At 63.3% G+C, this 24478-nt stretch carries 23 protein-coding genes; 15 read left to right on the forward strand and 8 right to left on the reverse strand.

Going from position 1 to position 24478, the window contains the following annotated elements:
* Positions 1-52 precede the first annotated feature (52 nt).
* The 3 genes from dctP to DDE20_RS17185 form a co-directional block, all read right to left on the reverse strand.
* Positions 53-1012 carry a TRAP transporter substrate-binding protein DctP gene (dctP, locus tag DDE20_RS17175; RefSeq protein ID WP_116559765.1) on the reverse strand — a complete coding sequence of 320 codons (960 nt, stop codon included), beginning with the start codon at positions 1010-1012 and terminating at the stop codon, positions 53-55.
* 65 nt (positions 1013-1077) lie between these two features.
* On the reverse strand, positions 1078-2295 hold the full coding sequence (locus DDE20_RS17180) for an NAD(P)/FAD-dependent oxidoreductase (RefSeq protein WP_165814555.1): 1218 nt from the start codon (positions 2293-2295) through the stop codon (positions 1078-1080).
* Between the two features lie 177 nt (positions 2296-2472).
* Complete coding sequence (locus tag DDE20_RS17185; RefSeq protein WP_116559767.1) at positions 2473-3126, reverse strand: GntR family transcriptional regulator; 654 nt, start codon at positions 3124-3126, stop codon at positions 2473-2475.
* A 176-nt stretch (positions 3127-3302) separates the two neighbouring features.
* Between DDE20_RS17185 and DDE20_RS17190 the strand changes: the two genes are divergently transcribed.
* The 15 genes from DDE20_RS17190 (at position 3303) to DDE20_RS17260 (ending at position 15383) form a co-directional block, all read left to right on the forward strand.
* The gene (locus DDE20_RS17190) at positions 3303-4598 is read left to right on the forward strand and encodes an aromatic ring-hydroxylating oxygenase subunit alpha (protein ID WP_116559768.1); all 1296 of its coding nucleotides are present in this window, start codon (positions 3303-3305) and stop codon (positions 4596-4598) included.
* A gap of 11 nt (positions 4599-4609) precedes the next feature.
* Positions 4610-4957, forward strand: coding sequence for a hypothetical protein (locus DDE20_RS17195; RefSeq protein WP_116559769.1), 348 nt, complete (start codon positions 4610-4612; stop codon positions 4955-4957).
* Between the two features lie 8 nt (positions 4958-4965).
* Positions 4966-5379 (forward strand): cupin domain-containing protein, encoded by a 414-nt coding sequence (locus DDE20_RS17200; protein WP_116559770.1) that lies wholly within the window; start codon positions 4966-4968, stop codon positions 5377-5379.
* Positions 5376-5654: a cupin domain-containing protein gene (locus DDE20_RS17205; protein WP_116559771.1), complete on the forward strand. Its 279-nt coding sequence runs from the start codon at positions 5376-5378 to the stop codon at positions 5652-5654. Before DDE20_RS17200 ends, DDE20_RS17205 begins: the two co-directional genes overlap by 4 nt.
* Complete coding sequence (locus tag DDE20_RS17210) at positions 5651-6181, forward strand: nuclear transport factor 2 family protein (protein ID WP_116559772.1); 531 nt, start codon at positions 5651-5653, stop codon at positions 6179-6181. Before DDE20_RS17205 ends, DDE20_RS17210 begins: the two co-directional genes overlap by 4 nt.
* A complete protein-coding gene (locus tag DDE20_RS17215; RefSeq protein ID WP_116559773.1) occupies positions 6178-7023 on the forward strand; it encodes a dihydroorotate dehydrogenase electron transfer subunit in 846 nt (281 codons plus the stop codon). Before DDE20_RS17210 ends, DDE20_RS17215 begins: the two co-directional genes overlap by 4 nt.
* On the forward strand, positions 7017-7961 hold the full coding sequence (locus tag DDE20_RS17220; protein ID WP_116559774.1) for a dihydroorotate dehydrogenase: 945 nt from the start codon (positions 7017-7019) through the stop codon (positions 7959-7961). Before DDE20_RS17215 ends, DDE20_RS17220 begins: the two co-directional genes overlap by 7 nt.
* A gap of 17 nt (positions 7962-7978) precedes the next feature.
* The gene (locus DDE20_RS17225) at positions 7979-8296 is read left to right on the forward strand and encodes a non-heme iron oxygenase ferredoxin subunit (RefSeq protein ID WP_165814556.1); all 318 of its coding nucleotides are present in this window, start codon (positions 7979-7981) and stop codon (positions 8294-8296) included.
* Positions 8293-9294 (forward strand): asparaginase, encoded by a 1002-nt coding sequence (locus tag DDE20_RS17230; RefSeq protein ID WP_116559776.1) that lies wholly within the window; start codon positions 8293-8295, stop codon positions 9292-9294. Before DDE20_RS17225 ends, DDE20_RS17230 begins: the two co-directional genes overlap by 4 nt.
* A 98-nt stretch (positions 9295-9392) precedes the next feature.
* A complete protein-coding gene (locus DDE20_RS17235) occupies positions 9393-9881 on the forward strand; it encodes a TRAP transporter small permease (protein ID WP_165814557.1) in 489 nt (162 codons plus the stop codon).
* On the forward strand, positions 9874-11190 hold the full coding sequence (locus DDE20_RS17240; RefSeq protein WP_116559778.1) for a TRAP transporter large permease: 1317 nt from the start codon (positions 9874-9876) through the stop codon (positions 11188-11190). Before DDE20_RS17235 ends, DDE20_RS17240 begins: the two co-directional genes overlap by 8 nt.
* A 12-nt stretch (positions 11191-11202) precedes the next feature.
* On the forward strand, positions 11203-12066 hold the full coding sequence (locus DDE20_RS17245; RefSeq protein WP_116559779.1) for an FAD binding domain-containing protein: 864 nt from the start codon (positions 11203-11205) through the stop codon (positions 12064-12066).
* Entirely contained in the window at positions 12059-12544 is a 486-nt protein-coding gene (locus DDE20_RS17250) for a (2Fe-2S)-binding protein (protein WP_116559780.1), read from the forward strand. Before DDE20_RS17245 ends, DDE20_RS17250 begins: the two co-directional genes overlap by 8 nt.
* A 1-nt stretch (position 12545) precedes the next feature.
* The gene (locus DDE20_RS17255; RefSeq protein WP_240608195.1) at positions 12546-14906 is read left to right on the forward strand and encodes a xanthine dehydrogenase family protein molybdopterin-binding subunit; all 2361 of its coding nucleotides are present in this window, start codon (positions 12546-12548) and stop codon (positions 14904-14906) included.
* A gap of 24 nt (positions 14907-14930) precedes the next feature.
* Positions 14931-15383, forward strand: a complete 453-nt coding sequence (locus DDE20_RS17260; RefSeq protein WP_116559782.1) for an SRPBCC family protein — start codon at positions 14931-14933, stop codon at positions 15381-15383.
* Between the two features lie 433 nt (positions 15384-15816).
* On the opposite strand, the gene DDE20_RS17265 is transcribed toward DDE20_RS17260, so the two are convergent.
* The 5 genes from DDE20_RS17265 to DDE20_RS17285 all read right to left on the reverse strand — a co-directional run bounded on the left by DDE20_RS17265 (position 15817) and on the right by DDE20_RS17285 (position 24448).
* A complete protein-coding gene (locus DDE20_RS17265; RefSeq protein ID WP_116559783.1) occupies positions 15817-17718 on the reverse strand; it encodes a PhoX family protein in 1902 nt (633 codons plus the stop codon).
* Positions 17719-18289: 571 nt separating this feature from the next.
* Positions 18290-19762: a Hint domain-containing protein gene (locus DDE20_RS17270; RefSeq protein ID WP_116559784.1), complete on the reverse strand. Its 1473-nt coding sequence runs from the start codon at positions 19760-19762 to the stop codon at positions 18290-18292.
* A gap of 380 nt (positions 19763-20142) precedes the next feature.
* Positions 20143-21375, reverse strand: coding sequence for an efflux RND transporter periplasmic adaptor subunit (locus DDE20_RS17275; protein ID WP_116559785.1), 1233 nt, complete (start codon positions 21373-21375; stop codon positions 20143-20145).
* 5 nt (positions 21376-21380) lie between these two features.
* Positions 21381-23744 carry an ABC transporter permease gene (locus DDE20_RS17280; protein ID WP_240608190.1) on the reverse strand — a complete coding sequence of 788 codons (2364 nt, stop codon included), beginning with the start codon at positions 23742-23744 and terminating at the stop codon, positions 21381-21383.
* Complete coding sequence (locus tag DDE20_RS17285; RefSeq protein WP_116559786.1) at positions 23741-24448, reverse strand: ABC transporter ATP-binding protein; 708 nt, start codon at positions 24446-24448, stop codon at positions 23741-23743. Before DDE20_RS17285 ends, DDE20_RS17280 begins: the two co-directional genes overlap by 4 nt.
* Positions 24449-24478 lie beyond the last annotated feature (30 nt).

Here is a 24478-nt window from a genome sequence, read left to right on the forward strand (position 1 = left end):
AAAGCCACCCCGAGAACCCTCGGGGTGGCCTGATTTCGCGTGGTGAACAGCCTCAGTTCTGCGGGGCCAGAAGCGGGCGCAGACGGGCGATTTCGGGGCTCAGGCTCTCCAGATCGTCCCAATAGGCCGCGGTCGCCACCTCAAGCAGATCGGCGCCGGCGTCAAACACGGTCACACCGGCGGCCTCTTGCGCGGCAAGTTCGGTGGCGGTGCGTTCGGCGCTCCATTCGACCATCATCGCCTCGAACCATGCGGTGGTTTCATCGACAATGGCTTGCTGTTCTTCGGTCAGGGCATCGTAGGTTACTTCGTTCATCAGCACATTGATGATGACATTGTAGAACCCCGGATCGACACGCACCGAAGTCATGTCCAGCCAGCCCATATCGCCGATGCCCCAGAGCGCCCAGCCGTACCCATCGACCGTGCCGCGCTCGAGTGCGGTGAAGATTTCGGGCGCGGGGATCGGCGTATTGATCACCCCCAGTTCTTCGAAGATCAGGTTATAGGTGGTCTGGCCGCGCAGGCGCATACCATCCAGATCATCGAGACCGGCAATCCCCTCGGTAAGGAAAATATGGAACGGCACGCCATCGCCATAGGTGGTGACATAGGTCACGCCCATACTGTCGCGCGCGATCTCGTCAAGCGCGGCATAGGCACCCGAGGCGCGCTGCTCGGGCACCGATAGCGAGGTCAGCGAATGCGCGTCGGATTCGACCATCTGCCCCTTGTAATACGAGGGGGGCAAGGCCGCGAGGTCGAGCACACCATTGGAGACAGCGGTGGCGAGTTCGGTGGCCGGCACCGCCTCGGGACCGCCGACGATGCGGATCTGAAGCACGCCTTCGCCGATCTCGTTGAGATGGTCGGCATACATCTGGAACGGCACCCCGTAGGTGGTGTGCGGCGGCACAAAGACGCCCGCCCGCAGGGTGAGTTCCTCGGCCTGCGCCGTGGTTGTGACCGCGATGGCTGCGGCGAGGGCGCCGGAAACTAGCTTCATGTTCATCGTTCTTCTCCTGCTGGTGATTTCTGGGCCGTAGTCTGGCCTCTGTTCAGTTCATTGCGTTCTCTTCAGGCAAGTTTCTTGAGCCGGACCTCGGGGTCCGAAAGGGTTTCGTGCGGCACATTGGCCTTGTTTTGCACCAGGGCTTCGAGGAACCGGCGGTCGCGTCCGTTGTCGAACAGCACGCCCCCCGCCAGCACCCCGTCCGAGGTCCAATAGAGGCTTGAACCTTTCTCGCCGGGCACGCCGCGCGCGACTTCTTCGCTGCTGTCGTTCCAGAAGCCGACGACCTGCAGGTTGTGCCCGAGCTGGTCGGTCCACATCCACGGGATCTCGGCATGTTCGGCGGGCCTGCCAGCGATGGTGCGCGCGATCGCCTGCGGCTGGCGGTCGGCATTGCGCCAGGTTTCCAGCCGGACATGCGCGCCGAAATGCGGGTTGTAGCTTTCGGCCACGTCACCGGCAGCATAGAGATTGTCATATCCGGCAATCCGTCCGCTGGTATCCGTAAGGATACCGCCACCGGGGCCAAGCGCGCCGGCGGGCGCGAGTTCGGTGTTCGGCGTCATGCCGATGGCGGCAAGGACGATATCGGCCTCGAAAAGCCCTTGATCCGTGGTCACGGTGAAATGCCCGCCGGTGGTCTCGATCCGCTCCACCGTCACGCCGCAACGGATATCGGTGCCATGCGCCCGGTGGCGTTGGGCCAGCCATTGCGAGGCGGTGGGCGGTAAAATCCGCGCCATGATCCGCGGTCCGGCCTCAAGCACGGTGACCTCGATATCACGCGCCCGCGCCGCATCGGCCACTTCCAGACCGATCACACCGCCACCGATGACCACGATGCGTTTTGCCTTATCGAGCCCCTGCGACAGCCGCGCGCAATCATCCATATTGCGCAATCCGGTGCAGAGTTCACCCCCCGGCAGGGGCAGGGCGCGCGACCTGCCGCCGGTGGCGATGATCATGGCGCCAAAGCCAATGCGCTGGCCCGAGGCGGTGGTCGCGATGCTGCTGTCGTAATCAATCGCGGTGACGGGATCGCCTAGCCGCACCTCGACATTCGGCGCCGTCAGCACCGCGTCCGAACATAGCGGATCGGCGTTCTCCGGGTCGAAGGCCTTCAGCAAATCCTTGCTCAGCGGCGGGCGGTCATAGGGCGCGTGGGGCTCGTCTCCGGCAAGGATCACTGGGGTGGTGATGCCCTCGTCGAGCAGCGCGCGAAGGCTGCGGGCTCCGGCCTGTCCGGCACCGACAATCAAGATCGGGCGCTCTGCGTGGTCCATAGGGTGCGGCCTTTGATTCGTTACGCTGTATTTAGCGTATACGGTATACATTAAATCTGTCAACATACCTCTACACCCGCGCAAATCCATTGACATAAAAGGGAATATTCCGATCTGGCGCCTTAAGGATTAGTCGGGGTTTCTGCGCTGCAGCTTATGCGTGTTCGGCGCGCGTGATCAGGCGTCGGTCTCGCTGAACTCCAGAAATGAGTCCCGCGCTTTGGTCAGCAAGGTCAGTTGAAGCTCGGCGGCACGCTGGTCATCTCCGGCCTCGAGCGCATCGGCCAGATCCAGCATCCCGTCGGCTGACATGCGCCGCCACGCGGGGCGGCCAAGGGTGCTGATCCGCACGAAATGGATGGAATCCTCATACTGCTGGATCGCATCGACCAGCGAGCGGTTTTCGACCTCGCTCAGGATCACCTCGCGCATACGGCCATGCGCGGCGATATAGGCATCGCTGTCGCGGCTGGCTTCGACCTCCTTGCGGATCAGCGCCGCGATCTTGGCCCGTTTCGCCGGTTTCGTCTGGCGCACCATCGAGCCGATCGCATGCGGTTCCAGCAACAGGCGGATCTCGGTGACATCAATCACCTGCTGGCGCGACATTCGCGGCAGCCGGTAGCCGCGCGCCGCCTGCGACAGTAACCCGTCCTGCTCGAGCATCGCCAGCGCTTCGCGCACAGGGGTCCGCGAGACGCCGAGTTCATCGGCAAAAGTGCGTTCGTAAAAGCGCGTATTCTCGTCGAATTCGCCGCTGGTGATGCGCCCCCGAAGATTTTCATAGACCTGCTGGCGCAGATCAACGGCCCGGACAATCGGCTTTGTCATAATGCTATTTCCTCTCAAACGGGTCTGCCGCGCGGCATCATTGTGCCAGCACCGACGGCGCACCGAGCATCGTCCTATTGGTATTAGGCACAGGCGCGCGCAGGTCAACACCTTGAAATTTTGTGTTGCATGTTCGGATTTAGTGTATACGGTATACGTTAAGTAAGGAGGTCAACATGACAGACAAAGCTAGGCTTCACGATCGTTACCCCGAGTTGGGGACGGGCAGTTTGCCCGTCAGTCCCTATATCGACCCGGCCTATTGGGAGGCCGAGAAAAAGCATCTCTTCAAGAAGACATGGCTGCATATCGGCCGCGTCGAAGAGCTGCCGAAAAAGGGCTCTTACATGGTCCGCGACATTGCCGCGCTCGATGCGTCGATTGTCATTGCCCGTGACCGCTCGGGCGAGATCAACGCCTTTCACAATGTCTGTTCGCACCGTCTGAACAAGATTGCCTATCAACCTTACGGGACGACACGCAAATTCGCCTGCCGCTTCCACGGCTGGGCCTATGACCTCGACGGCTCGCTCTCGGGTGTGCCGGATGAGAAATCCTTTATGGAGGGGTTTGATAAGGCCTGCCTTGGCTTGTCCAAAGTCTCTTGCGATGTCTGGCAGGGCTTTATCTTCATCAATATGGATCCCGAACCGGCGCAGACATTGGCCGCGTTCATGGAGCCGATGTATGGCGGGCTTGACGGCTATCCCTTCGAGAAATTCACCGCATGTTACGGCTGGTCGACGGTGGTTGATGCCAACTGGAAATTCGCCCTCGATGCGTTTCAGGAAACCTATCACGTCGCCTATCTCCATGGCCGCTCGATTGCGGATTCCCTTGCCCAGAACGAAGAGGGGATGCTGCATCCGATTGATGGGCTCTGTGGCGATGTGCATCGGCGCCTGTCGATCGCCGGAAATCCGAACACGGTCTATGGCAACCCGCAGGCGGCAACCAGCGGTCTGACGCAATCCTCTGTCTCGGGCAGCGCCGATATCGGGAACCGGATCGCCGCCAAAGCGCTGGCCGCCGGAGCCGGGGGCACGAAAATCGACCTGTCGCAGGTGACCCTGCCGGAGGCGTTGAACTGGACCAAACACCCGCATTGGGCCTTTGATATCAACGTCGTATTCCCCGATTTTTATCTCTCGTGCCGCCCCAATTATTTTCAGGCGTATAATTTCCGCCCGATCTCGCACAATAAAACGCTGTTCGAGGCGCGGGTCTATTACCCCGAGATGAAGACCGCGGGGGGCCGTTTCTATCAGGAATATATGAAAGTCACCCTGCGCGATGTGTTGCTGGAGGATCTGGCCACGCTGGAGATGACGCAGGAGGCCGCCGAAACCGGCGCCAAAACCGAAATGGTGATCAACGACTTCGAATTGATGGTGCGCCATCAGGCGGTGGTTGTCGACAGAATCGTCGAGGCTGGCCTCGCCGCCGATGCGGCCGCGCTGGCGGCGGAATAAGGACCCGGAATATGACAGAGCTTCCCGTTAAATTCGCAGAGCTTTCGGTTTGGGGCGCATGGTGCCTTGCCACCGAGACCGAACGCAACGCCCGCCGCGTGGCCAGCAGTTTCGAGGATATCTCGGCCTTCGCCATGGCGCTGGAGCCGCATATCGAGGCGATCTGCGCGCATATTGACGCGGTTCAGGCCGAGGGTGAACTGGACCCGCCGACGCTGAACCTTTTCTACATGCTGATGTCGCTGGCCGAGGTCGCCCCCGCGATCGAGAGCTATGATCCCGAGGTCGAGGTGGTTCACGGCTACAACTCCAAGCTGTTTGTCGCCGAGGAGCGCCACCCGCTCCGTCCGGCGCTGTGAGGTCCGGCATGGCAAAATGTCAGGTTTTCAGTTTCGACCGCGATCTGCGCGAGGTGGTCGAGGACGGCCTCTATATGCAGGCGGTGGTTGGCGAGGCGCTGAGCGTGGGCGTGGTCAATTTCCGCTCCGCAAAGGGCAGCGATATCCCCGCCAAATCCCATGCCCATGGCGAAGAGGCGACCTTGCAGCTGCGCGGCGGGTGCACGGTCAACCTCGGGGCGGATGTTGACGCACCCGAAGGCGCGGTCGAGCTGGAGGAGGGCGTGGTAATGATCATGCCCGCCGACCGCTATCACTCGGGCATCAACCGCTTTGATGACGGGGGCATGTGTCTGCGTCTCAATGTGGTGACGCCGCCGCGCGCCGAATACGGAAAATCGGGCGAGGCCAAGGTGTATTACCCGACGGGGGACAAGCCATGAGCGACTGCGAAATCTATCAGACCGATATGGCCGAAACGCCCTTTTCTGTGACCGGCAATGAGCTTAGCGTCGATATGCGCTGGGTCAGTGATCCGATTGACGCGCATAAATCCGGCGAAGAACTGGTTGCAGTCATCGAAGGGGCTGGGCGGCTGACATGTGACGGCGAGGTCTACGCGCTATCCAAAGGGCAGGGGGTTTTGATCCCCGCTGCCAGTGAGCGCGCGTGGGAGTTCGAGGCGCCCGCGCTGCTTTACCGGGTGGCGCTGAAATGAGTGCTGCGGCGGATCTATCCGACCGGATCGCAGCGCTTGAGGATCGCGAAGCCCTTCGCGACCTCATGCAGCGCTATGCGCGGGCGGCGGATGCCAAATACACCGCGGATCTGCAAGTGCGCGACCCAAAGAGCGTGGCGCAGGCCGCTGCCGAACAGGCCGCTTGTTTCGCCGAAGATGCCGCATGGAGTGCCGGGCAATTCGGCGGTGAGCTGAGAGGCCGCGCGGCGATTGCGGCGTTTTTCGAGACCAGCCCATGGAGCTATGCGCTTCACCAGTATGTCTGCCCCGAAATCACCCTTGACGGCGATACCGCCGACCTGCGCTGGCGCCTGCTCGAACTCGGCTGCCCCCAAGCCGACGCGCGAGTGGTGCTGCTGGCCGGTGTCGTGGCGCAAACCTGCCGGCGCACCGACGAAGGCTGGCGCATCACCTCGATGCGGTTTGACGTGCTGCAAGAGATCGAACTCTCCGACAATCGCAATGCGGTCACCTGCCTCATACCGAAGAAAGGACAAGCAGCATGACTATGACTGCGATGGCCAAGCCGGAGGCGCCCAGCGGCTGCTTTCCGCGCGCAGAAAACCGATGCCATGTGGTGTCCAACGCGCCGATGAATTCCGAATACCGGCTCTTGGTGGTGGATGCGCCCGAGACCGGACTTTCCGCCTATGCCGGCCAGTTTTTCCACCTGCTGTGTCCGGCAACCGCGACCGAACAGCCGTTTTTGCGGCGTCCGATGAGCATCTACCGGATTGACCGCGAGAACGGCCAGCTCGGGTTTTTGTATAAGGTGACCGGCAAGGGCACCCGTGCGCTCGCCTCGCTGGCACCCGGTGATGAGTTGAACGCGACCGGCCCGCTGGGTGTCGGGTTCAGCCTGCCGGAAGGCACCAAACATGTGGCGATGGTGGCGCGCGGTGTCGGGCTGGCCACGCTTGCCCCGCTGGCGCGGATGGCGCGCGCACAGGGCGCGATGGTCACCGCGATCCTCTCGGCCCGCGCGCCCGAGTTCCTGATGTCGCGCGATGAACTCGAAGCGGCGGGCGCAAGGGTGATCGAGGTCAATGATGTTGCGGGCAATTCAGCGCCGCAAGAGGTGATCAACCGGCTGCGCGATATCCACGCCGAGACGCCGATCGACTTCATGGCGACATGCGGCTCGAACCGTCTGCTGGGCCTGACCCGCGATCTGTGTTCCGAATGGCGCATCCCCGGTCAGGTCGCTGTCGAGGCTTTCATGGGCTGCGGGTTGGGCATGTGCTTTGCCTGTGTGGTGCCGGTGCGCGACGCTCAGGGACACGAAGAGATGAAACGGGTTTGCTATGACGGTCCGGTGTTTGGCGTCGAGGAGGTGACAGCATGGTAGATCTCTTTGTCACCATCGGCGGTGTGCATATGGCCAACCCGATCATGCCCGCCTCGGGCTCTATTGCCGAGGGTATGGCCGATCTGGTCGATCTGGGTAAACTCGGGGCGATTGTGCTCAAGACCATCACGCCGGACATCCGGCAGGGCGTGAAACCGCCGCGTGTGGTCGAATATACCGATGCGACGCTGTTCTCGATTGGCATCCCCAGCAAGGGGCCCGATTACCTGCTCAACCATACCGTGCCGTTTTTCGCCCGTTTCGGCCCGCCGGTGATCGCGAGTATCTCGGCCGATACCGCCGAGGATTTCGGCACGCTGGCCGGATATATCACCGATCCACGTATCGCCGCGATCGAGGCCAATATCTCTTGCCCGAACCTGCGCGCCCATGGCCGTGCCTTCGGGATGGATCCGGTTGCCGCCGCCGAGGTGATCCGCGCGATGAAGGCCAATACCGATCTGCCGATCTGGGCCAAACTCACCCCGAATGTGGGCGATATCGCCGAGATTGCCCGTGCGGTCGAAGATGCGGGCGCCGATGCCGTGGTCACCGCGAATGCGATCCTCGGCATGGGGATCAACGCCGAAACCATGACCCCGCGGCTTGGCAATGTGGTCGGTGGCCTCACTGGCCCGGCGGTGAAGCCGGTGATCCTGCGCATGGTCAACCAATGCGCCGAGGCGGTGAAAATTCCGGTCATCGGTTGCGGCGGCATCGCGACCGGCGAGGATGTGGTCGAATATATGCTGGCCGGTGCCTCGGCAGTGCAGATCGGCACGATGAATTTCGTCCACACCGCCGCGATGGAGCAAAGCATCGCCTGGGTCACGGACTATTGCACACGCAAGAACATCGCCCGCGTGGCAGAGCTGACCGGGGCGCTGAAACTGCCCGTCGATCAGAACTCTGAACAGCGCGGCGCGGTGGCTTTGTGAAGATGAAGGATGAACTGATGAGCACAAGCTGGTCGACGCTCTGCGCTGCAGGGGATCTGCCCGATGGCGAGGCCCGCGCGTTCGAAATCGAGGGCGCGCGCCTCTGTCTGGTCAATGATGCGGGCTCTTATTTCTGCGTCGATGACCTCTGCACCCATGGTAAGGCGTATCTCTCCGAGGGCTATTGCGACACCGAAGACTGCGTTTTGGAATGCCCGCTCCACGGCGGTCTGTTTGACTACCGCAACGGCGAGGCCTGCGGCGAGCCCGCCGAGAAACCGGTGAAAAGCTATGCGGTGCGCGTCGCCGACGGGCATGTGCAGGTGCAGCTATGAGCGCCGCGGCCCGCCGCGTGGCCATTGTCGGCGCGGGCGGCACCATCGCCATGGAGGGGGCGCATCCTTTCGATTGGGTCGATTACGGCGATAGCGGGCGGATCAATCCGGTCGAGAAAATCGTTGCGGGGATGGACCGCGGGCTTGATGATATCGCGCTGGAACTGGTGCCGTTTCGGATGCTGCCCTCGACCGGCATCACGGTTGAGGACTGGATCGAACTGGCCGCTCTGGTGAAGGCACTGGACGCAAGACCCGGGATCGCGGGGATCGTCATCACCCATGGCACCGCGACGCTGGAAGAGACCGCGTTTTTCATCGAAGCGACCTGCGCGGTGACCAAACCGGTCATTCTGTCCGGCGCGCAACGCCCGCCCAATACCGCGGCAAGCGACGCGATGGTCAACCTGCGCGCGGCGGTCTCGGCCGCGACACAGGCGCCTGCGGGTGTCTACGCCTGTATGAATGGCCAGCTATTCGCCGCCGCGGATGTGAGCAAAACGTCGAATTTCGCGCTTGATGCCTTTGAGGCGCCCGAGTTCGGCCCGTTGGGACGCATTGATGCCGACGGCAGCCTGTTCATCGCCCGCGCCCCGATCCCCGCGCCCAGAGTGCTGGATCTGCCCGAGGGCACGGTGCCGCGGGTGGATATTGCCCTGTCTTATGCCGGTTCGGATGGCACCGCGATCCGCGCCCTGACCGCCGCCGGAGCGCAGGCGATCATCGTCGCCGGCATGCCGCCGGGCCGCGCCGCCCCCGGTGACCGCGCCGCCATGTGCGAGGCCGTCGCCGCCGGTGTGGTTGTTGTTCAATCCAGCCGTGCCCTGCGCGGCAGCGTGCCGGTTCAGCCCTATAACCGGGCAGAGGGCATTCTGGGTGGCGGCGGATTAAGCGTTCAGAAAGCGCGCATCCTCGTTTTACTGGCACTGTCTTCGAATTTAGACATCGAAGGAATAGAAGAGCTACTCCAGACCTGGGGGCGCTCGCCGCCCACCTAGGCCAAAACTGACCGAAGGTTCCGCAAGAGAACCCGGTCCCAAATGACCCAACACGGAGGTTCGCCAAGGCGCCCATGGGACGAATTTACAGAGGTATTTTGCTGAGTCTTGCGATTGTGGCCGGTCTATTGCTGGTCTTTCTCGTCGTCGTGATCGGCGCCGAAGCGATACTCCGCCTGTTCGATTTCGGATCGATTCGCGGCAGCGTGCAATTCTCGGAATACGCGATCTTTAGTCTGGCGATGCTCGCTGCACCCTGGCTGTTGTATCACGATGGCCATCTGCGGGTGACGATTGTGCTGGATGCGCTGAGCGAACGCACGCGGGCAAGGGTATTGATTTTGACCGATATCATCGGGCTTGCGGCCTCGGCCGTCGCCCTGCGCTATGCCTTTGGCGTTCTGCTGCAGTCCTACCAGCGCGGGCGCTTCCTTTTTGACGATGTGGTGGTGCGCGAATGGTTGCTGCAATGGCAGGTGCCGCTGGCGCTGGCCTTGCTGGTGATCGAATTCATCCGCCGGATCTGGCTGGCCCTCGGCCTGCCGGTCGGCCGTGCCACCCTGACAGGAGCCCAAGACAATGCCTGAGTGGATTTTCGCAATATCGCTGATGTTCGGCAGTGTTCTGGTCCTGCTCATGCTGGGCGTGCCGGTGGTGTTTTCCTTTCTCGCGGTGAATATCGTCGGCGCGCTGATTTTTCTCGGCGGTGATATGGGGCTGACCCAGATGGTGCGCAGTATGCGCTCGACCGCAGGGCAATATTCGCTGGTGCCGATTCCGCTTTTTGTGCTGATGGGCGAGATCATGTTGCAGACCGGCATGGCGCAGAAATCCATCGACGCGATTGACCGGCTGATCAGCAAAGTGCCCGGTCGCCTGTCGATTGTCGCGGTTCTGGGCGGCACGGTGTTCTCGTCGCTGTCGGGCTCGACGCTGGCCAATGCGGCGGTGCTAGGGCGGACGCTGTTTCCGCAGATGAAAGACCGCGGTTATTCATCGAGCATCTCGATCGGCCCGATCCTTGCGGTCGGCGGTATCGCCATGCTGATCCCGCCCTCGGGGCTGGGCGTTCTGTTGGGCTCGCTGGCGCGAATATCGATCAATGACCTGTTGATTGCCGCGATTGTGCCCGGCGTGCTGATGGCGGTGCTGTTTCTGGGCTATATCGTCCTGCGCTGCCTGATCGACCCCGAGATCGCGCCCCGCTATGACGGACCGGTCCTCACCCTCAGCGAGCGTATCCTGCCGATCTTCACCCATGTGGTGCCGCTCTTGGGTGTGTTTGTTGTCGTCGTCGGGTCGATGTTCATGGGCATCGCGACTCCCACCGAAAGCGCGGCGCTGGGCGTATTGGCGACCTTGGTGGCGGCGGCGGCCTACCGCGTGTTGTCGATCAAGGCGATGATCCTCTCGGTCAGCGAGACCCTCAAGTTCAGCGCGATGATCCTGCTGATTATCTGCACCTCGGGCACGTTTTCGCAGATCCTCGCCTTTTCCGGCGCGACGCAGGAAATGTCGTCAATCGTGACCAGCGCCGATGTGTCCAGCACGATGCTGGTGATCCTGATGCTGGCGATCCTGATCTTTCTGGGCTGCTTTATGGATCAGGTGTCGATGATGATGCTGACCCTGCCGATCTTTATGCCGATTGTGATCACCGTTGGCGTTGATCCGATCTGGTTCGGTGTGCTGATGCTCATCGCGCTGGAGATCAGCCTGACCACGCCGCCCTTCGGTCTGCTGCTGTTCCTGATGCAGAGCGTGGCCGACAGGCCGCTGGCGATGAAGACGATCTATTGGGCGGTGACGCCGTTCCTGCTGCTGGAATTTGCCGTGCTCGGGCTGATCCTCTTCCAGCCGGGCACGGTGAGCTGGCTGCCCGATCTGATCCGCTAATGAGGTAAGCTGATGAAAAGCCACGATTTCGCCTATCTTAGGGCTACGTCGCTCGATCAGGCGCTGAACGCACTTGCCGAGACCGAGGATGCCATTGTTCTTGCCGGCGGGCAAAGCCTTGTTGCGGCGCTGAATTTGCGCCTGCAGATGCCGGAGCTGGTGGTCGATATCAATCACCTCCCCGGTCTCGACCAGATCGAGAATGACGGCGGCGAGCTGCGTATCGGCGCATTGGTGCGCCATGCGCAACTGATGGAAAGCGCGGCGGCGGCCAAGGCGCTGCCGCTGATTGGCATGGCGCTGCCGCATGTCGCGCATCCGGCGATCCGCAACCGCGGCACCACCTGCGGCAGCCTCGCCTACGGTGATCCCGCGGCAGAGATGCCGGCCTGTGCCGTGGCGCTGGGCGCGACATTGGTTCTGGCCAGCAAAGAGGGCACCCGCGAGGTGCCGGCGCGCCGGTTTTACCGCGGTCTTTATGAGACCAGCCGCGCGCCGCATGAGTTGCTGATCGCCGCGCGCTTTCCCGTCGCGCCCGAGGGGGCGCGGCCAATCTTTGCCGAAGTCGCCACGCGGCGGGGCGATTTCGCCACGCTCGGCCTTGCCGGTCAGATCCATGTCGAGGGCGGCATGATCGCCGCCTTTGATCTTGTCGCCTTCGGCTCGGAGCCTGCGCCGCTGTTGCTGGAAAACACCGCCGCAAAAGCGCTGGGCAGGGTGCCGGACGCGGGTCTCATCGCCGAATTGGCGCAGGCGGTCGCGGAGGAGGTTGATCCGATGGAAAGCCCGCTTGCCACCGTTGAGATGCGCCGCCGCCAATACCGCGCGCTGGCCGAACGCGGCCTAAGCGTTGCCATGGAGTTTGCCGATGTCTGACGAGAAAATCCGTTTCACCCTCAACGGGCGCGAGGTTGCGGTTCCTGCCGCGACACGGGGCCATCTGGGCGATCTCTTGCGTCACGGGTTTGGCGAAACCGGCACCCATATCGGCTGCGAGCACGGGGTTTGCGGCGCTTGCAATGTGGTGATGGACGGGGTCGTGGTGCGCTCGTGCCTGACCCTTGCGGTGCAGGTCGCAGGGGCGGAGATCGAAACCATCGAGCATCTGGGCAATGACCGCAATGTCGCCGCGCTTCAGGATGCTTTCGTCGCCCGCAACGCCTTTCAATGCGGCTATTGCACGCCCGGAATGATCATGACCGCGCGCGAATTGCTGGCCGGCAATGCCACCCCGCGGCGTGACGAAATCCGCGATGCGATCTCGGGCAATCTGTGCCGCTGCACCGGCTATCAATCCATCGTCGAGGCGATTGCGGATGCCGCCGAGACACTGCGGGAGACGGCCGGTGACTAAGATGATTACCAAGGGGATCGGTGCGCCGATGCCACGTGAGCGCGCACGCCCTCTAGTCGAGGGCCGCGGGAATTACGTCGATGATATCACGCTGCCGGGGATGCTTCATATCGCCTTTCTGCGCGCCCCTTTCGCGCATGGGCGCATATTGGATATCGACCGCACCGATGCCTTGGAACTGCCCGGCGTTGTCGCGGTGCTCGACGGTAAGGATCTGGCCGAGGTCTGCGCGCCTTTTGACACCAATCCGCCCGGCGTGCCGCATCACGCCTCGCCGCCGCAGCCACCATTGGTGATCGAAGAAAGCTGTTTTCAGGGCGAGGCGGTGATCGCCGTGGTCGCCGAAAGCCGCGCCATTGCCGAGGACGCGGCGGAACTGGTGTTTGTCGATTGGGAGGAACTGCCGGCCGCTTGCTCGATTACTGAGGCGCAATCCGAGGGCGCCGCGCCGGTTCACAGCAGCTTCGAGGATAACCTCTCGCTGCATCACCGCTTCGGGGCCGAGGATGTCTCGAAGGCCTTCGAGAGCGCCGCCCATGTGGTCGAGGCGGATTTCGCCTTTGGCCGCCAGACCGGTGTCACCCTCGAGCCGCGCGGGATCGTCGCCCATTGGGATCCGCGCCGCGAGGAACTCGAAGTCTGGCAATCGCATCAGGTGCCATGGCAAATGCGCGAGATTTATGCCCGACAATTGCGCCTGCCGCCGCAATCCGTCCGCGTCACCGCGCCCGATGTGGGCGGGGCCTTCGGGCTAAAACTCCATGCCTATGCCGATGAACTGGCGGCGGTGGCGGTGTCAAAGCGCTTGGGCCGACCGGTGAAATATATCGTTGACCGGCTGGAAAGTTTCACCGCCGACGCCCATGCGCGCGAGGCCAAGGCGACTTGCCGTATGGCGGTGGATGCCGCGGGGCATATCCTCGGGATAGACGCTTTGGTCGACTCGGGCTTCGGCGCCTATGCGATCCATCCGCGGGGCAGTTTCGGCGAATCCATGCAGGCCGCGCAGATGATCGGCGCCCCTTATAAAACCGGGGCGTTTCGCGCCGAGGTGCGCGGATGGCGGCAGAACAAACCGCCGAGCGGGGCGCTTCGCGGCGTCGGCCAGCCGATTGCCTGCGCGATCACCGAAGAGATGATGGATCTCGCCGCGCGCGCGGTCGGGATTGATCCCGCCGAGATGCGCCGGATCAATTACCGCAGCAGGCTGGACGCAGGAGAGCGCGCGACGCAATCCGGTCTGGTGATCGAGGAATTGTCTCTCGATGCCTGTCTGGCAAAGCTGCTGGAGGCGATGGATTACACCGCGCTCAGGGCTGAACAGGCGGCGCTCAGAGAGAAGGGCATCTACCGCGGCATCGGCTTGGCCAGTTTCGTCGAAATCACCGGCGTTGGTTCGGGGCTTTACGGGCCGCTCGGGCTGCCGCTTGCGGCCAACGAATCCTGTCGCCTGACCCTGCAACCCGATGGCAGCCTGACCTGCGCGACCAGCGTGACGGATCAGGGGCAGGGCACGCTCTCTGCGCTGGGCCAGTTGATCGCCGGTGAATTCGATATCGCCCCCGGCATGGTCAAGATGATCGCGGGCGATACCGCGCGCACCCCTTACGGCGGCGGCGCCTGGGCGTCGCGGGGCATGGCGCTGGGCGGCGAAGCGGCGCGGCGCGCCTGCCTGCGGATGCGCGACGGGCTGTTCGAGGTCGCGGCGTCAATCCTGCAATGCGAGCCCGGCGCGCTGCGGTTCGAGAATGGCGAGGTTATCGGCCCGCAAGGCCCCTCGGGGCTGACGCTCGCGGATATCGGGGCGCTTTGCCACTACCGGCCCTATGATATTCCGACCGGACAGGTGCCGTCGATGACGGTCGAGGAGAGCTTTCTGCCCGAAAACCTGCCCTATATCGCCAGCAACGGCGTGCATGCGGTGCATCTCGAGGTCGATACCGAACTCGGCACCGTTGAGTTGCTGGAGTATTGGGTGGTGGATGATTGCGGGACGGTGGTGAACCCGCTGCTGGTTGACGAGCAACTGCGCGGCGGCATCGTGCAGGGCATCGGGGCGGCGCTCTATGAGGAATGCCTGTATTCCGAGGACGGCCAGTTCACCAATGGCACGCTGGCGGATTACGTGGTGCCGATGGCGGGCGAAATGCCCGATATCCATGTCGGCCATATCACCACGCCAACCCGCGCCTCGGGTCTTGGCGCCAAAGGTGTGGGCGAGGCCGGAACGGTCGGCGCCCCCGCCGCCCTGCGCAGTGCGATCAGTGACGCGCTGTCGCCGCTGGCCACACGGCTGGTGAAACAACCCTTCACCACCCGCCGCATTCTCGAGGCCGTCATCGCCGCAGAAACCGCCACATAAGCAACGAAGCACAGGAATTCACTCATGGAAATGCAAGACCGTCAAATCATCGCTGCCCCGCGGCTCACCGTCTTCGAGGCGATCCTGACGCCGGAGATGCTCAAGGCCTGTATTCCGGGGGCCGAAGAGGTGACCGGCTCGCCGGACGAGGGGTTCGAGGCTGTCGTGGTGCAGAAAGTCGGGCCGGTGAAAGCCAAGTTCAAAGGCGCGGTCACCATGGAAGACGTGGTTCCGGGCAGCTCGCTGCGCCTGATTGGCGAGGGCAAAGGGGGCGCCGCCGGATTTGCCAAGGGAACCGCGGTGATCACGCTGGCCGATCATCCCGATGGCTGCGAATTGGTCTATACGGTCGAGGCAAAGATCGGCGGGAAGATCGCCCAGCTCGGCTCGCGCATTATCGACGGATTCGCCAAGAAAATGGCCGACCAGTTCTTCGAGCGGTTCAAGGGCGAATTGGAAGGCGTCGCGCAAAGCTGAGCGCGTAGCAGTCTGGCGGCAGCGGGGGCGCAGCTTTAGGGGGCTGGCATTGCAGCACGCGCGCCAGTCGTATGACCTGCGGGATGGGTGGCTAGGAGCGCATCGGCGGTATGCGCCTAAGCGGTGAAGGGCTTCCGAGATTGGGCGTTTGATGCGGCCAGAAAACTCAAGCCGTTTCTCGGGCGGGGCGGGTTTCTTGGTTTCCGGCTGTCGGTGTGCACTGCCCATCCAAACGAGGTTCCATCTTGGTGAAGGGCCGCAGAAGCGGGCTGTAAACCGGCCCGTAGGGGCGGGCGAAGGATGTGTTTGCATCAGAGGCAGAACAACCTTCGCAAGCACCGGCTCTTTCAGCACCCGCAAACCTCCACCCCGCACCTCCAACAGCAAACGGGCCGCCAGATAGTGGCGGCCCGTGCCTTGGTATGTCGGGGGATTATCCCAGAATACCGTTGTCGTCGCGTTTGACCACGATCACCGACGAGCGCGGCAGCCCGTCGCCATCGGGCCAGCTACCACCCGGGTGCTGGATGCCGACAAACATCGAGCGGCGGTCGGCGGACCAAGTCAGACCGGTCACCTCCGCGCCTTTCGGGCCGGTCAGGAAGCGGGCAATCTCGCCGGTTACCGGATCGCCAACCAGCATCTGGTTGTTGCCCATCCCCTCGAAGTCGCCCTCGTTGCTGTCATCGCCATCGGTCTGGATCCAGACCAGCCCGTTGTCGTCAAACATCATCCCGTCGGGCGAGTTGAACATATTGCCCGGGGTGATGTTGGACGAGCCGCCATAGACATTGTTGTAGACGGTCGGGTTGCCGGCCATCACATAGAGATCCCAATCGAAACCATCGGCGGCATGGTCGTCGTTAAAGGGCCGCCAGCGCACGATCTGGCCATAGTGGTTGGTCTCGCGCGGGTTGGGGCCGCCGACCGGGGTTTCGTCGCCACCGGCATTCGGTTCGACACCCCGGTTCTTGTTGTTGGTCAGGCAGCAATAGGCCTCGACCGCATGCGGGTTGGCGGCGATCCACTCGGGGCGATCCATCGTGGTGGCACCCACAGCCGAGCCGGCGATACGCGAGAATACCGCGATCTCGGCGGGGGTCATGCCGGTGGATTCGGGGGTCAGGGCCAGCCATTCGCCGGTCTGGTCATCGTTGAACTTGGCAACATAGAGGGTGCCGTCGTTCAGCAGGCCGTCGGTCGGGCCGCCGGTCCGGTAGGTGCCGTTGGAGACGAAGCGGTAGAGGAATTCGCCGCGCTCGTCGTCGCCCATATAGACCACAACGCGGCCATCGGGTGCCAGCACCACTTCGGCATTCTCGTGTTTGAAACGCCCAAGGCCGGTGTGTTTGATCGGCGTGCTTGTCGGATCGGTGGGGTCGATCTCGACCACCCAGCCGGCGCGATGCGGCTCATTGGGGTTCACCGCGGTGTCGAAACGCGCATCCCATTTGTGATAGTCATAGCCCCAGCCCTCGGTGCCGATTCCGTAGCGGCTATAGCCTTCTGCCACCAGCGCCGCGTGTGGGCCCTCGGGGGCGTCATTGGCGCCGAAATAGCCGTTGAAGTTTTCTTCGCAGGTCAGATAGGTGCCCCAGGGCGTGCGACCCGAGCCACAGTTGTTGAAGGTGCCCAGACAGCGGGTGCCGGTCGGATCGGCGTCGGTTTTCAGCAGTTCATCGCCGGCGGCAGGGCCGGCAATGGTCATCGGCGTGTTGTGGTGGATGCGGCGGTTGAAGGGGCTGTCGGTGACGACGCGCCATCCGCTGTCGGTTTCGCGAATTTCCATGACCGCGACGCCTTGCAGGTTTTGCAGTTTGAGCACGTCTGCGGCATTGGCCGGGGTGCCTTCCTGTGCGGCGGGCAGGTTGGTGCCGCGGTTGGTGTATTCATGGTTGATCGCAATCAGTTCGTGGCCTTGGTAGGCGAAGAGTTCCATACCGTCGGTGTTCTCGCCGAAGACCATATCCGAGCCTTCGACCGGCCCGCCTTCGGTGATGTCATAGCCCTCGGCGGCGGGCATCAGCGCGTCGCCCCAGCGCACCAGCACCTTCCAGCTATAGCCTTGCGGCACATGCACGTCGAAATCGGTCTGGATGTCGATCGGCGAGAAGGCAAAACGACTGGCCGCCTCTTGCGCCTTGGCCGAGGTCGAGCCCAGCAGGCCGGTGCCCATCACCGCAGCGCCCGAGCCAAAGGCCAGCACGCCGCTCAAGAACCCGCGCCGCGAGATCGCGCGCTCGACGACATTGTCGAAGTCATTGCTATTGGGGCGGGGGAAATTCTGTTCGTCCCAGTCATCGGCGGACAGGTTGACAGTGCCTAAATCTTTCATCGGTATCTCCTGAAAGCAGTGGTCGGATGGTTCCACGGGCTGGATAGGCACGCTGTGCTTCAGGAGTGCGACGGGAATGTTACAGGTTGATGAAACGGGCAGGGGGCTGATGCGGGGACTGTCGTTGCGCGGGGCGGGGCAATAGGCGGGCCAGCGCGATACGGGCGGCCTCTGCCGCGCCGCGCGGTGAACCTGCGAAACCGGTTGAAACCATGCGCCGCGCGGTGGCGTTCGGAGGAGGGCGACCTTTAGATCGACTGCGGCGGTTTTTGTTTGATCTGCGGCAAGGCGGCAGATGAAGCGGCGCAGAGAACCCGCTTCATCGCCCGCGACGGTCATCGCTTGGATGGCATCTTATAGGCCCGCGAAGACACCACGCGCTGGCGAATACTTACCGCACTGTCCAGCCGAAGACGGGCATCGGTGGTGAGCCAGCTATCCGCTCCGGTTCACCCTGTTTGCAAAGGGGTCAAGCGGTTCCTGTTGCGCATCGGTCGGGGCGGTTGAGCGAGGTTGCTTCGGTGGTCGATCTTGAACCAGATAGCCGTTCGCCCCCAATCGCAGACCGCAATTAGCGCATCGGAAAACTGGCGCTGAGCAAGGCCTGGGCCTCTGGCGCGGTCAGAACCGGGCGCGCGGCGGGCTGCGAGAACTGCGAGAGTTGGGAGAGCTGGGGGAACAGCGCCAGCAGTTCGGCGCGGGTCTGCGCGTCACACTCATCAAGCACCGCATCCGAGGGCTGGAAACTCTCGCTCCACGCCCCGTTGGCGCGCAGGATTTGATGGCGCGCGCACATCACATGAACATAGGTCACCGGCCCCTCAAAGATCCGATCAACCAAGGGCAAGGCCAGTAAATCCTCGGTGGTAACCAGCACCTGCCGCGCGCCGAACATCAGATCGGCAGACGCCCCCTCGATCAGCATCCGGTGGCGGGGCGAGACGGTGAGATCCTGCACGGGGGTATCCGGCCCCAAAGACCCGGCGCGAAACCGCACCGGTGCGGCCTGCGGGTTCTGCGCCAGATCGGCGGCACTGAGCGCACGCGCGCCGGTCCAGACCAGCGGTTGATAGCCCTCATCGCGGGTCAGCACATGGTCGCCGACCTGCAGCGCCTCGACCGGCTTGGGGCCCTGATCGGTGTCGATCAAACTGCCAGCGGCAAAGCAGATGATATGCTCGAACTGGTAGAATTTGAGCACCGAGCCATCGCCAAAACTGAGCGTGCCCGACTTGCCGGAACCTCCGCTGAGGGTGAGTTCGTATTGCGTTGCGGGATCGCCCTCGACGGGGTCGGGCAGCACCAATGTATCCTTTCCGCCGCCACCAACGATCGTCATCGTCGCGCCCGCCTCGACCACCACGCGGTCGTCGCCACCGCCCAGTTCCACACGCTCGATCTCGTGAAACGCGACGCTGCGCCCGTTGTATTCCAGAACCCCCTGTTCATCACCGGTGATGGTTAACAGCGAGTTCATCGGCGCCGCGCCGCTGGGGTCCGTGGCGATGATCAGTCGATCCTCGGAGTCAGGAGACCCCGGCGCACCATCCTCGCCGCCGTATACATGCTGGTCGCCCGAGATCGGCTGCGGCGTGCCGCCGTAGTGGTGGTCGATAAGGAAATCATCATGCCCGCCGCCGCCTATGGCGGTAATATCGCCGTCAAGCAGCTTGAAGTCATCATCCCCGCCGGGGCCGGTATCTAGGTCGGGGTCATCCCCGAACAACAGATCCGCGCCGCCCGAGCCGATCAGATAATCATCCCCCGCGCCGCCGATCAGCGTGTCGTCGCCATTCACCGCCCCGTCATAGGACAGGCGCGAGTACAGACTGTCGTCGCCACCGCCGCCCCAAAGCTGATCATCGCCAGCGCCGTCATAAATATGGTCATCCCCGTCATCGCCCCAGACCAGCACGCCGTCATCGCTTAGCCTGTCGCCCTGCGCATCGACATAATCATTGTCGATCGAATCCGCGCCCGCGGTGCCATCGACAACGCCGGGGCCCGAGGGGCGGGTGAGTGTGGGGATCACGGGGGGAGGCATAACATGCTCCTGACTACGGGTTACAGACTCGCGCCAAACGCGAGTCGAGAGTAGCACCGGATGCCTCTATCGCAAGCGTTTCCTGCGGTGGATCAGGTGGATAGGGCGAAGGCGCCTCTGTCGGGGTGAGCAAAACCGGCCTGCCTGCGGCGGGGTTAAACGCGCGTCGCGTGTGTTGGCGGTGGTGCCATGCCCTGTCGGGGTAGGGCGGTGATAGCGGGATTGATCACGCGGGGGCGCAATTCAACGGCGCAGGCGGGGGCCGCTGCTGCCGGTCGTCAGCCAGAGCATCAGCCCCAGAAATCCAGCGTTACGCAGATCGGCAGGCGGCATCTGCCAGAGCGCCGGATATGGCTTTCACCCGACCGCCTTGGCCACGGTCAATTGATCACCCGTTCCGCAACCCGCATGCCTTCAGAGAGCCCCGAGGAGGGGTAGAGGATCACGCGCTCGCCCTGAGACAAGCCGCTCACCACCTCGGCTTCAATGCCATTGTTCACCCCGATGGTGACGCGGCGAAGCTCTGCCACGCCATCCGCGACGACGAAGACCGCCCAGCTATCGCGGCTGCGAAACAGGGCGCTGGCGGGAACAATCAGTGCCTCTTCGGCCTGCCAGACGATGATCCGCGCCTCGACCCTATAACCATGGCCTAGCCCGGAATACGCCTCGGCGGGGCTGGCAAAGGCGATCACCGCATCGACCCGCTGTTCCTCGACGCCGAGCGCGGAAAACTGGGTGATGCCAAAGGGATCGACCCGCGTCACCTCGCCGGCAAGCTCCGCCGCGCCGCCCCAATCGGCGATGATCACCGGATCGCCCACCGAGACCTGCACCGCATCGGTCGATAGCAGCCTGACCACCACCTCGAGATCACTGGCGATATTACCGATTTCCATGATCGGCGCACCGGCGGGCAGGGAGGTCTCGCTTTGCTGGATCACCCGCAGAATGCGACCATCCGCAGGCGCATAGAGCGGGATATCGTCAGAGGTCGGCTCTACCGCAACGGCAAGGCCGCGATCATCGAACCCGATCAGTTGCGACTGGGCATTCTGGATTTCGGCCTCGCGCATGGCGATCGCCGCCTCGGCGGTATCGACACTGGCCTGCATCACCCGCGCAGTCTGCCGCGCCCGCTCGAGCGCGGCATCGCTGGCAATACCGCGTTCGACCAGTTGCTCGGTCCGCGCCAGCTCGCTTTGCGCCAGATCACGGTTGGCGATACTGGCGTTCAGATCCGCACGGGCAACGCGCAGCGCGGCGCGGGCCGCGGCCACCGCCGCCAGTGCCTGCTCGCGGGTGCGCACATCCAGCGCGGCGGGGTTGGTCGGGCGCATATGGGCAACCACGGTCTCGCCACGCACCACCGGATCGCCCGGCTGCACGCCGACACGTTGCAACTGTCCGGCGACCGGTGTCGAGACGATATAGGCGTCGCGCACGCGGGTGCGGCCCTCTTCGTCGATGGTCAACTGCATGGTGCCACGGGACACCGCGCCGATATCGACCAGCGTCGGTTTCGGCCAGAAGGCGGCGGTCAGCGCACCCGCAACCAAGAGCACCGTGACCGTGGTCAGGATCAGCCGCGAGCGCTTTTTTGCTTTGGCCATGGCGGTTACTCCCTTGTTTTCAATGCCGAGATCAGTTCGGCGCGGTCGATATCACGTTTCACCAGCCAGCCCGAAGCAATCGCCGCCCCGATCACCACCATCGCCGCGAACCCGTAGCTGGCCGGATCAAAGATCGCAGGGATCTGGTAAAGCTCGCTGGAAAACCCCGCCGCGATGCCGAAGGACAGGTAATAGCCCATCACCGCGCCCAGCGGCAGCGCAACAAGGATCACCACCGCCAATTCACCGAGCAGGACAAAGGCCACTTCGCCCTTGGTAAAGCCGATGACCCGCAGGCTAGCGAGATCGCGCGACCGCTCGGCATAGGCGATACGGGCGGAATTATAGACGATGCCAAAGGTGATCACGAAGGCAATCGCCCCCATCACATAGCGAATGGCGCCAGCGCCGGTGTCCATCAGGGTTTGAAACGAGACCTGCGCATCGGATTTCAGGCTGACGCCGGCGATGGTCGGCATATCCTGCAGGGCCCGGTAGATCTCGCTGGCGCTTGCAGAGTCGATGGTCAGATAGGCGCCCGAGACGCGGTTCGGCTCGCGCAGGGCGCGGTTGAGCGTGGCCAGATCCATATAGGAGGGGGCGCCAAGCAGGCTCTCGGCCACCGCCGTCACCGGGATTTGCAGCACCGGCTGGCGGCCTTGGCGGACCTCGACGGTCAGCACATCACCGGGCCTTATATCGAGCAGATCGGCCAGCGCGGAGGCCAGCACGATGCCGCCGTTCTGCAAGGGGATTTCGGCCAGATCAACGTCCAGCGCGCGGCCAAGACGGGCGTCGGGGGCAAGGCCGGTGATCACGCCGCGGTAGCTGTCGAGCCCGTTGCGCAACACCGCCGAGACCTGCCGCACAGGCTCGACCAAAGTCACCCCCGGCATGCGCCGCAGCTCGTAGATCGTGGCATCCGAGGCGGCATGGGTGAAACTGACGGTGACATCGCTGCGGTCGATGACATTGAAGGTCAGATCAATCGTGCGGTCAAAGCCCGCATAGATGGTGATCATCGACACGCTCAGCGCCATGCCGCAGGCAATGCCGGTCATCGCCCCCGCCATCCTTGCCGGTTGCCGTGTGATCCGGCGCAATACCATCCGCGAGGGCTGGTCCAGAAAGCGATTGAGCGCCGCGCCGATGGTGCCTGTGCGGCTGTAATCGGCGGGGGCGGCGGGGCGCATCGCCGCGGCCGGGGCCAGCGCAAAGACGCTGCGCAAGACCAACAGCCCGCCGACCGAGGCCGCCGCGATACTGACGCTGACCCCGATCACAAAGGAGGCGGGATCAAGCTGGAACACCAGAAACGGGAATTTGAAATAGGCGACATAGACCTGTATCAACGCTCGCCCGCCCGCGATCCCCAGCAGGCAACCCGCAAGGGCACCGCCTATGGCAATCGCCATCACCAGTTTGAAATAATGCGCGCCGACCTCGAGATTGCTATAGCCGAAGGCCTTCATCAGCCCGATCTCTTCACGCTCGGACTGCACGGTGCGGTTGATCACGATATAGAGCAGAAATGCCGCCACCGCGAGAAAGAAGGGCGGCACCCCGGCGCTTGCCGCCTCTAACCCGCCGATCTCTTCGCTGACGATCATATTCGAGGTCTGGTCCTCCAGCGGATAGGCGCCGGTGCCACCGAATGGCGCCAGAATACGGTCAACCGCATCAAGCACGGCGGCATCATTGGCGCCGCGGGACAGCGACAACAGCGCCTCGTTGAACGCGCCCTGCATGTCATAGGCAGCGGCCAGCGCGGACCGGCTCATCCAGATCACGCCAAAACGCGCGTCATCGGCGATCAACTCGCCGGGGGCGGTGACATAGAGAAACTCGGGGCTCTGCGCGAGGCCGACAATGCGAAAGCTGCGCCGCGCCCCGTTCATCGTCGCCTCCAGCGCATCGCCGGGGCGCAGCCCATGGGCGCGGGCAAAGGATTTCAGCAGCAATATCTCGTCGCTATGGCCGCTGGCGATCATCCGCCCGTCGGTCAGAAAGACATCATTGAGGCGCGGCGCGCGCAGATCCGGCAGCGACATCGCCTGCGCCTGCACCGGCAGATCATCACCGGCCAGATCAATCAGCGCGCCGCCGACAACACGGGATTCCAACGCGCTTACGCCGTCAATCTCGGCCAGACGCCCGAGCAAACGGTCCGGCGCGCGGGTCACCGGCGCAAAGACCTCGGCCAGCCGGTAGCGGTCATAATAAGTGTCGCGGGTTTCATTGAGCGAGGTGACCAGCCCCGACATCATCACCAGCATGCCGACGCCGACCGCGATCACCACACCTATGGCAATCGCCTGACCCTTCATCCGCCACAGATCGCGCAGCAGCTTATGGTCGAGCGGACTCACCAGTCGATCTCTTCGGGGGTCAGTTTGGAGGTATTCACCACCACCTCGCGGATCGCGCCATCGGCGAAATGGATCACGCGGTCGGCCATCGCGGCCTGACTGGCGGCATGGGTGACGATCAGCACCGTCGCCCCCAGTTTCTCGTTTACATCCTTGAGCACATTGAGCACCGCCCGCCCGGTCTTACTGTCCAGCGCGCCCGTCGGCTCGTCGCAAAACAGCACCGTCGGCCTCTTCGCCACCGCCCGCGCGATGGCCACGCGCTGCTGTTCGCCCCCCGAAAGCTGGGCCGGAAAATGATCGACCCGCTCGCGCAGACCCACCAGCGCCAGCGCCGCGTCCGGCTCCATCGGATCGCGGGCAATCTCGGTCACCAATTCGACGTTTTCGCGGGCGGTCAGGCTGGGCATCAGATTGTAGAACTGAAAGACAAAGCCGACATGATTGCGCCGGTAGAGGGTCAATTGCCGGTCGCTCATCTCCGCCAGATTTTGATCTTGAAAGACCACCTCGCCAGCACTGCCACGGTCGAGCCCGCCGATGATATTGAGCAGGGTGGATTTGCCGCTGCCCGAGGGGCCGAGCAGCACCACGATCTCGCCCTGCGGGATATCCAGATCCACCCCGCGCAGCGCATGGACCGCCGAACGCCCCTCGCCGTAGACTTTGGTCAGGCCCTTGGTGCGATAGGCCAATGCCGTCATTGCTCACCCCCTCGCGCGGCCCCCCCTGCG

The organism is Pararhodobacter oceanensis, from assembly GCF_003076755.1.
GTDB classification, from domain to species: Bacteria; Pseudomonadota; Alphaproteobacteria; order Rhodobacterales; family Rhodobacteraceae; genus Pararhodobacter; species Pararhodobacter oceanensis.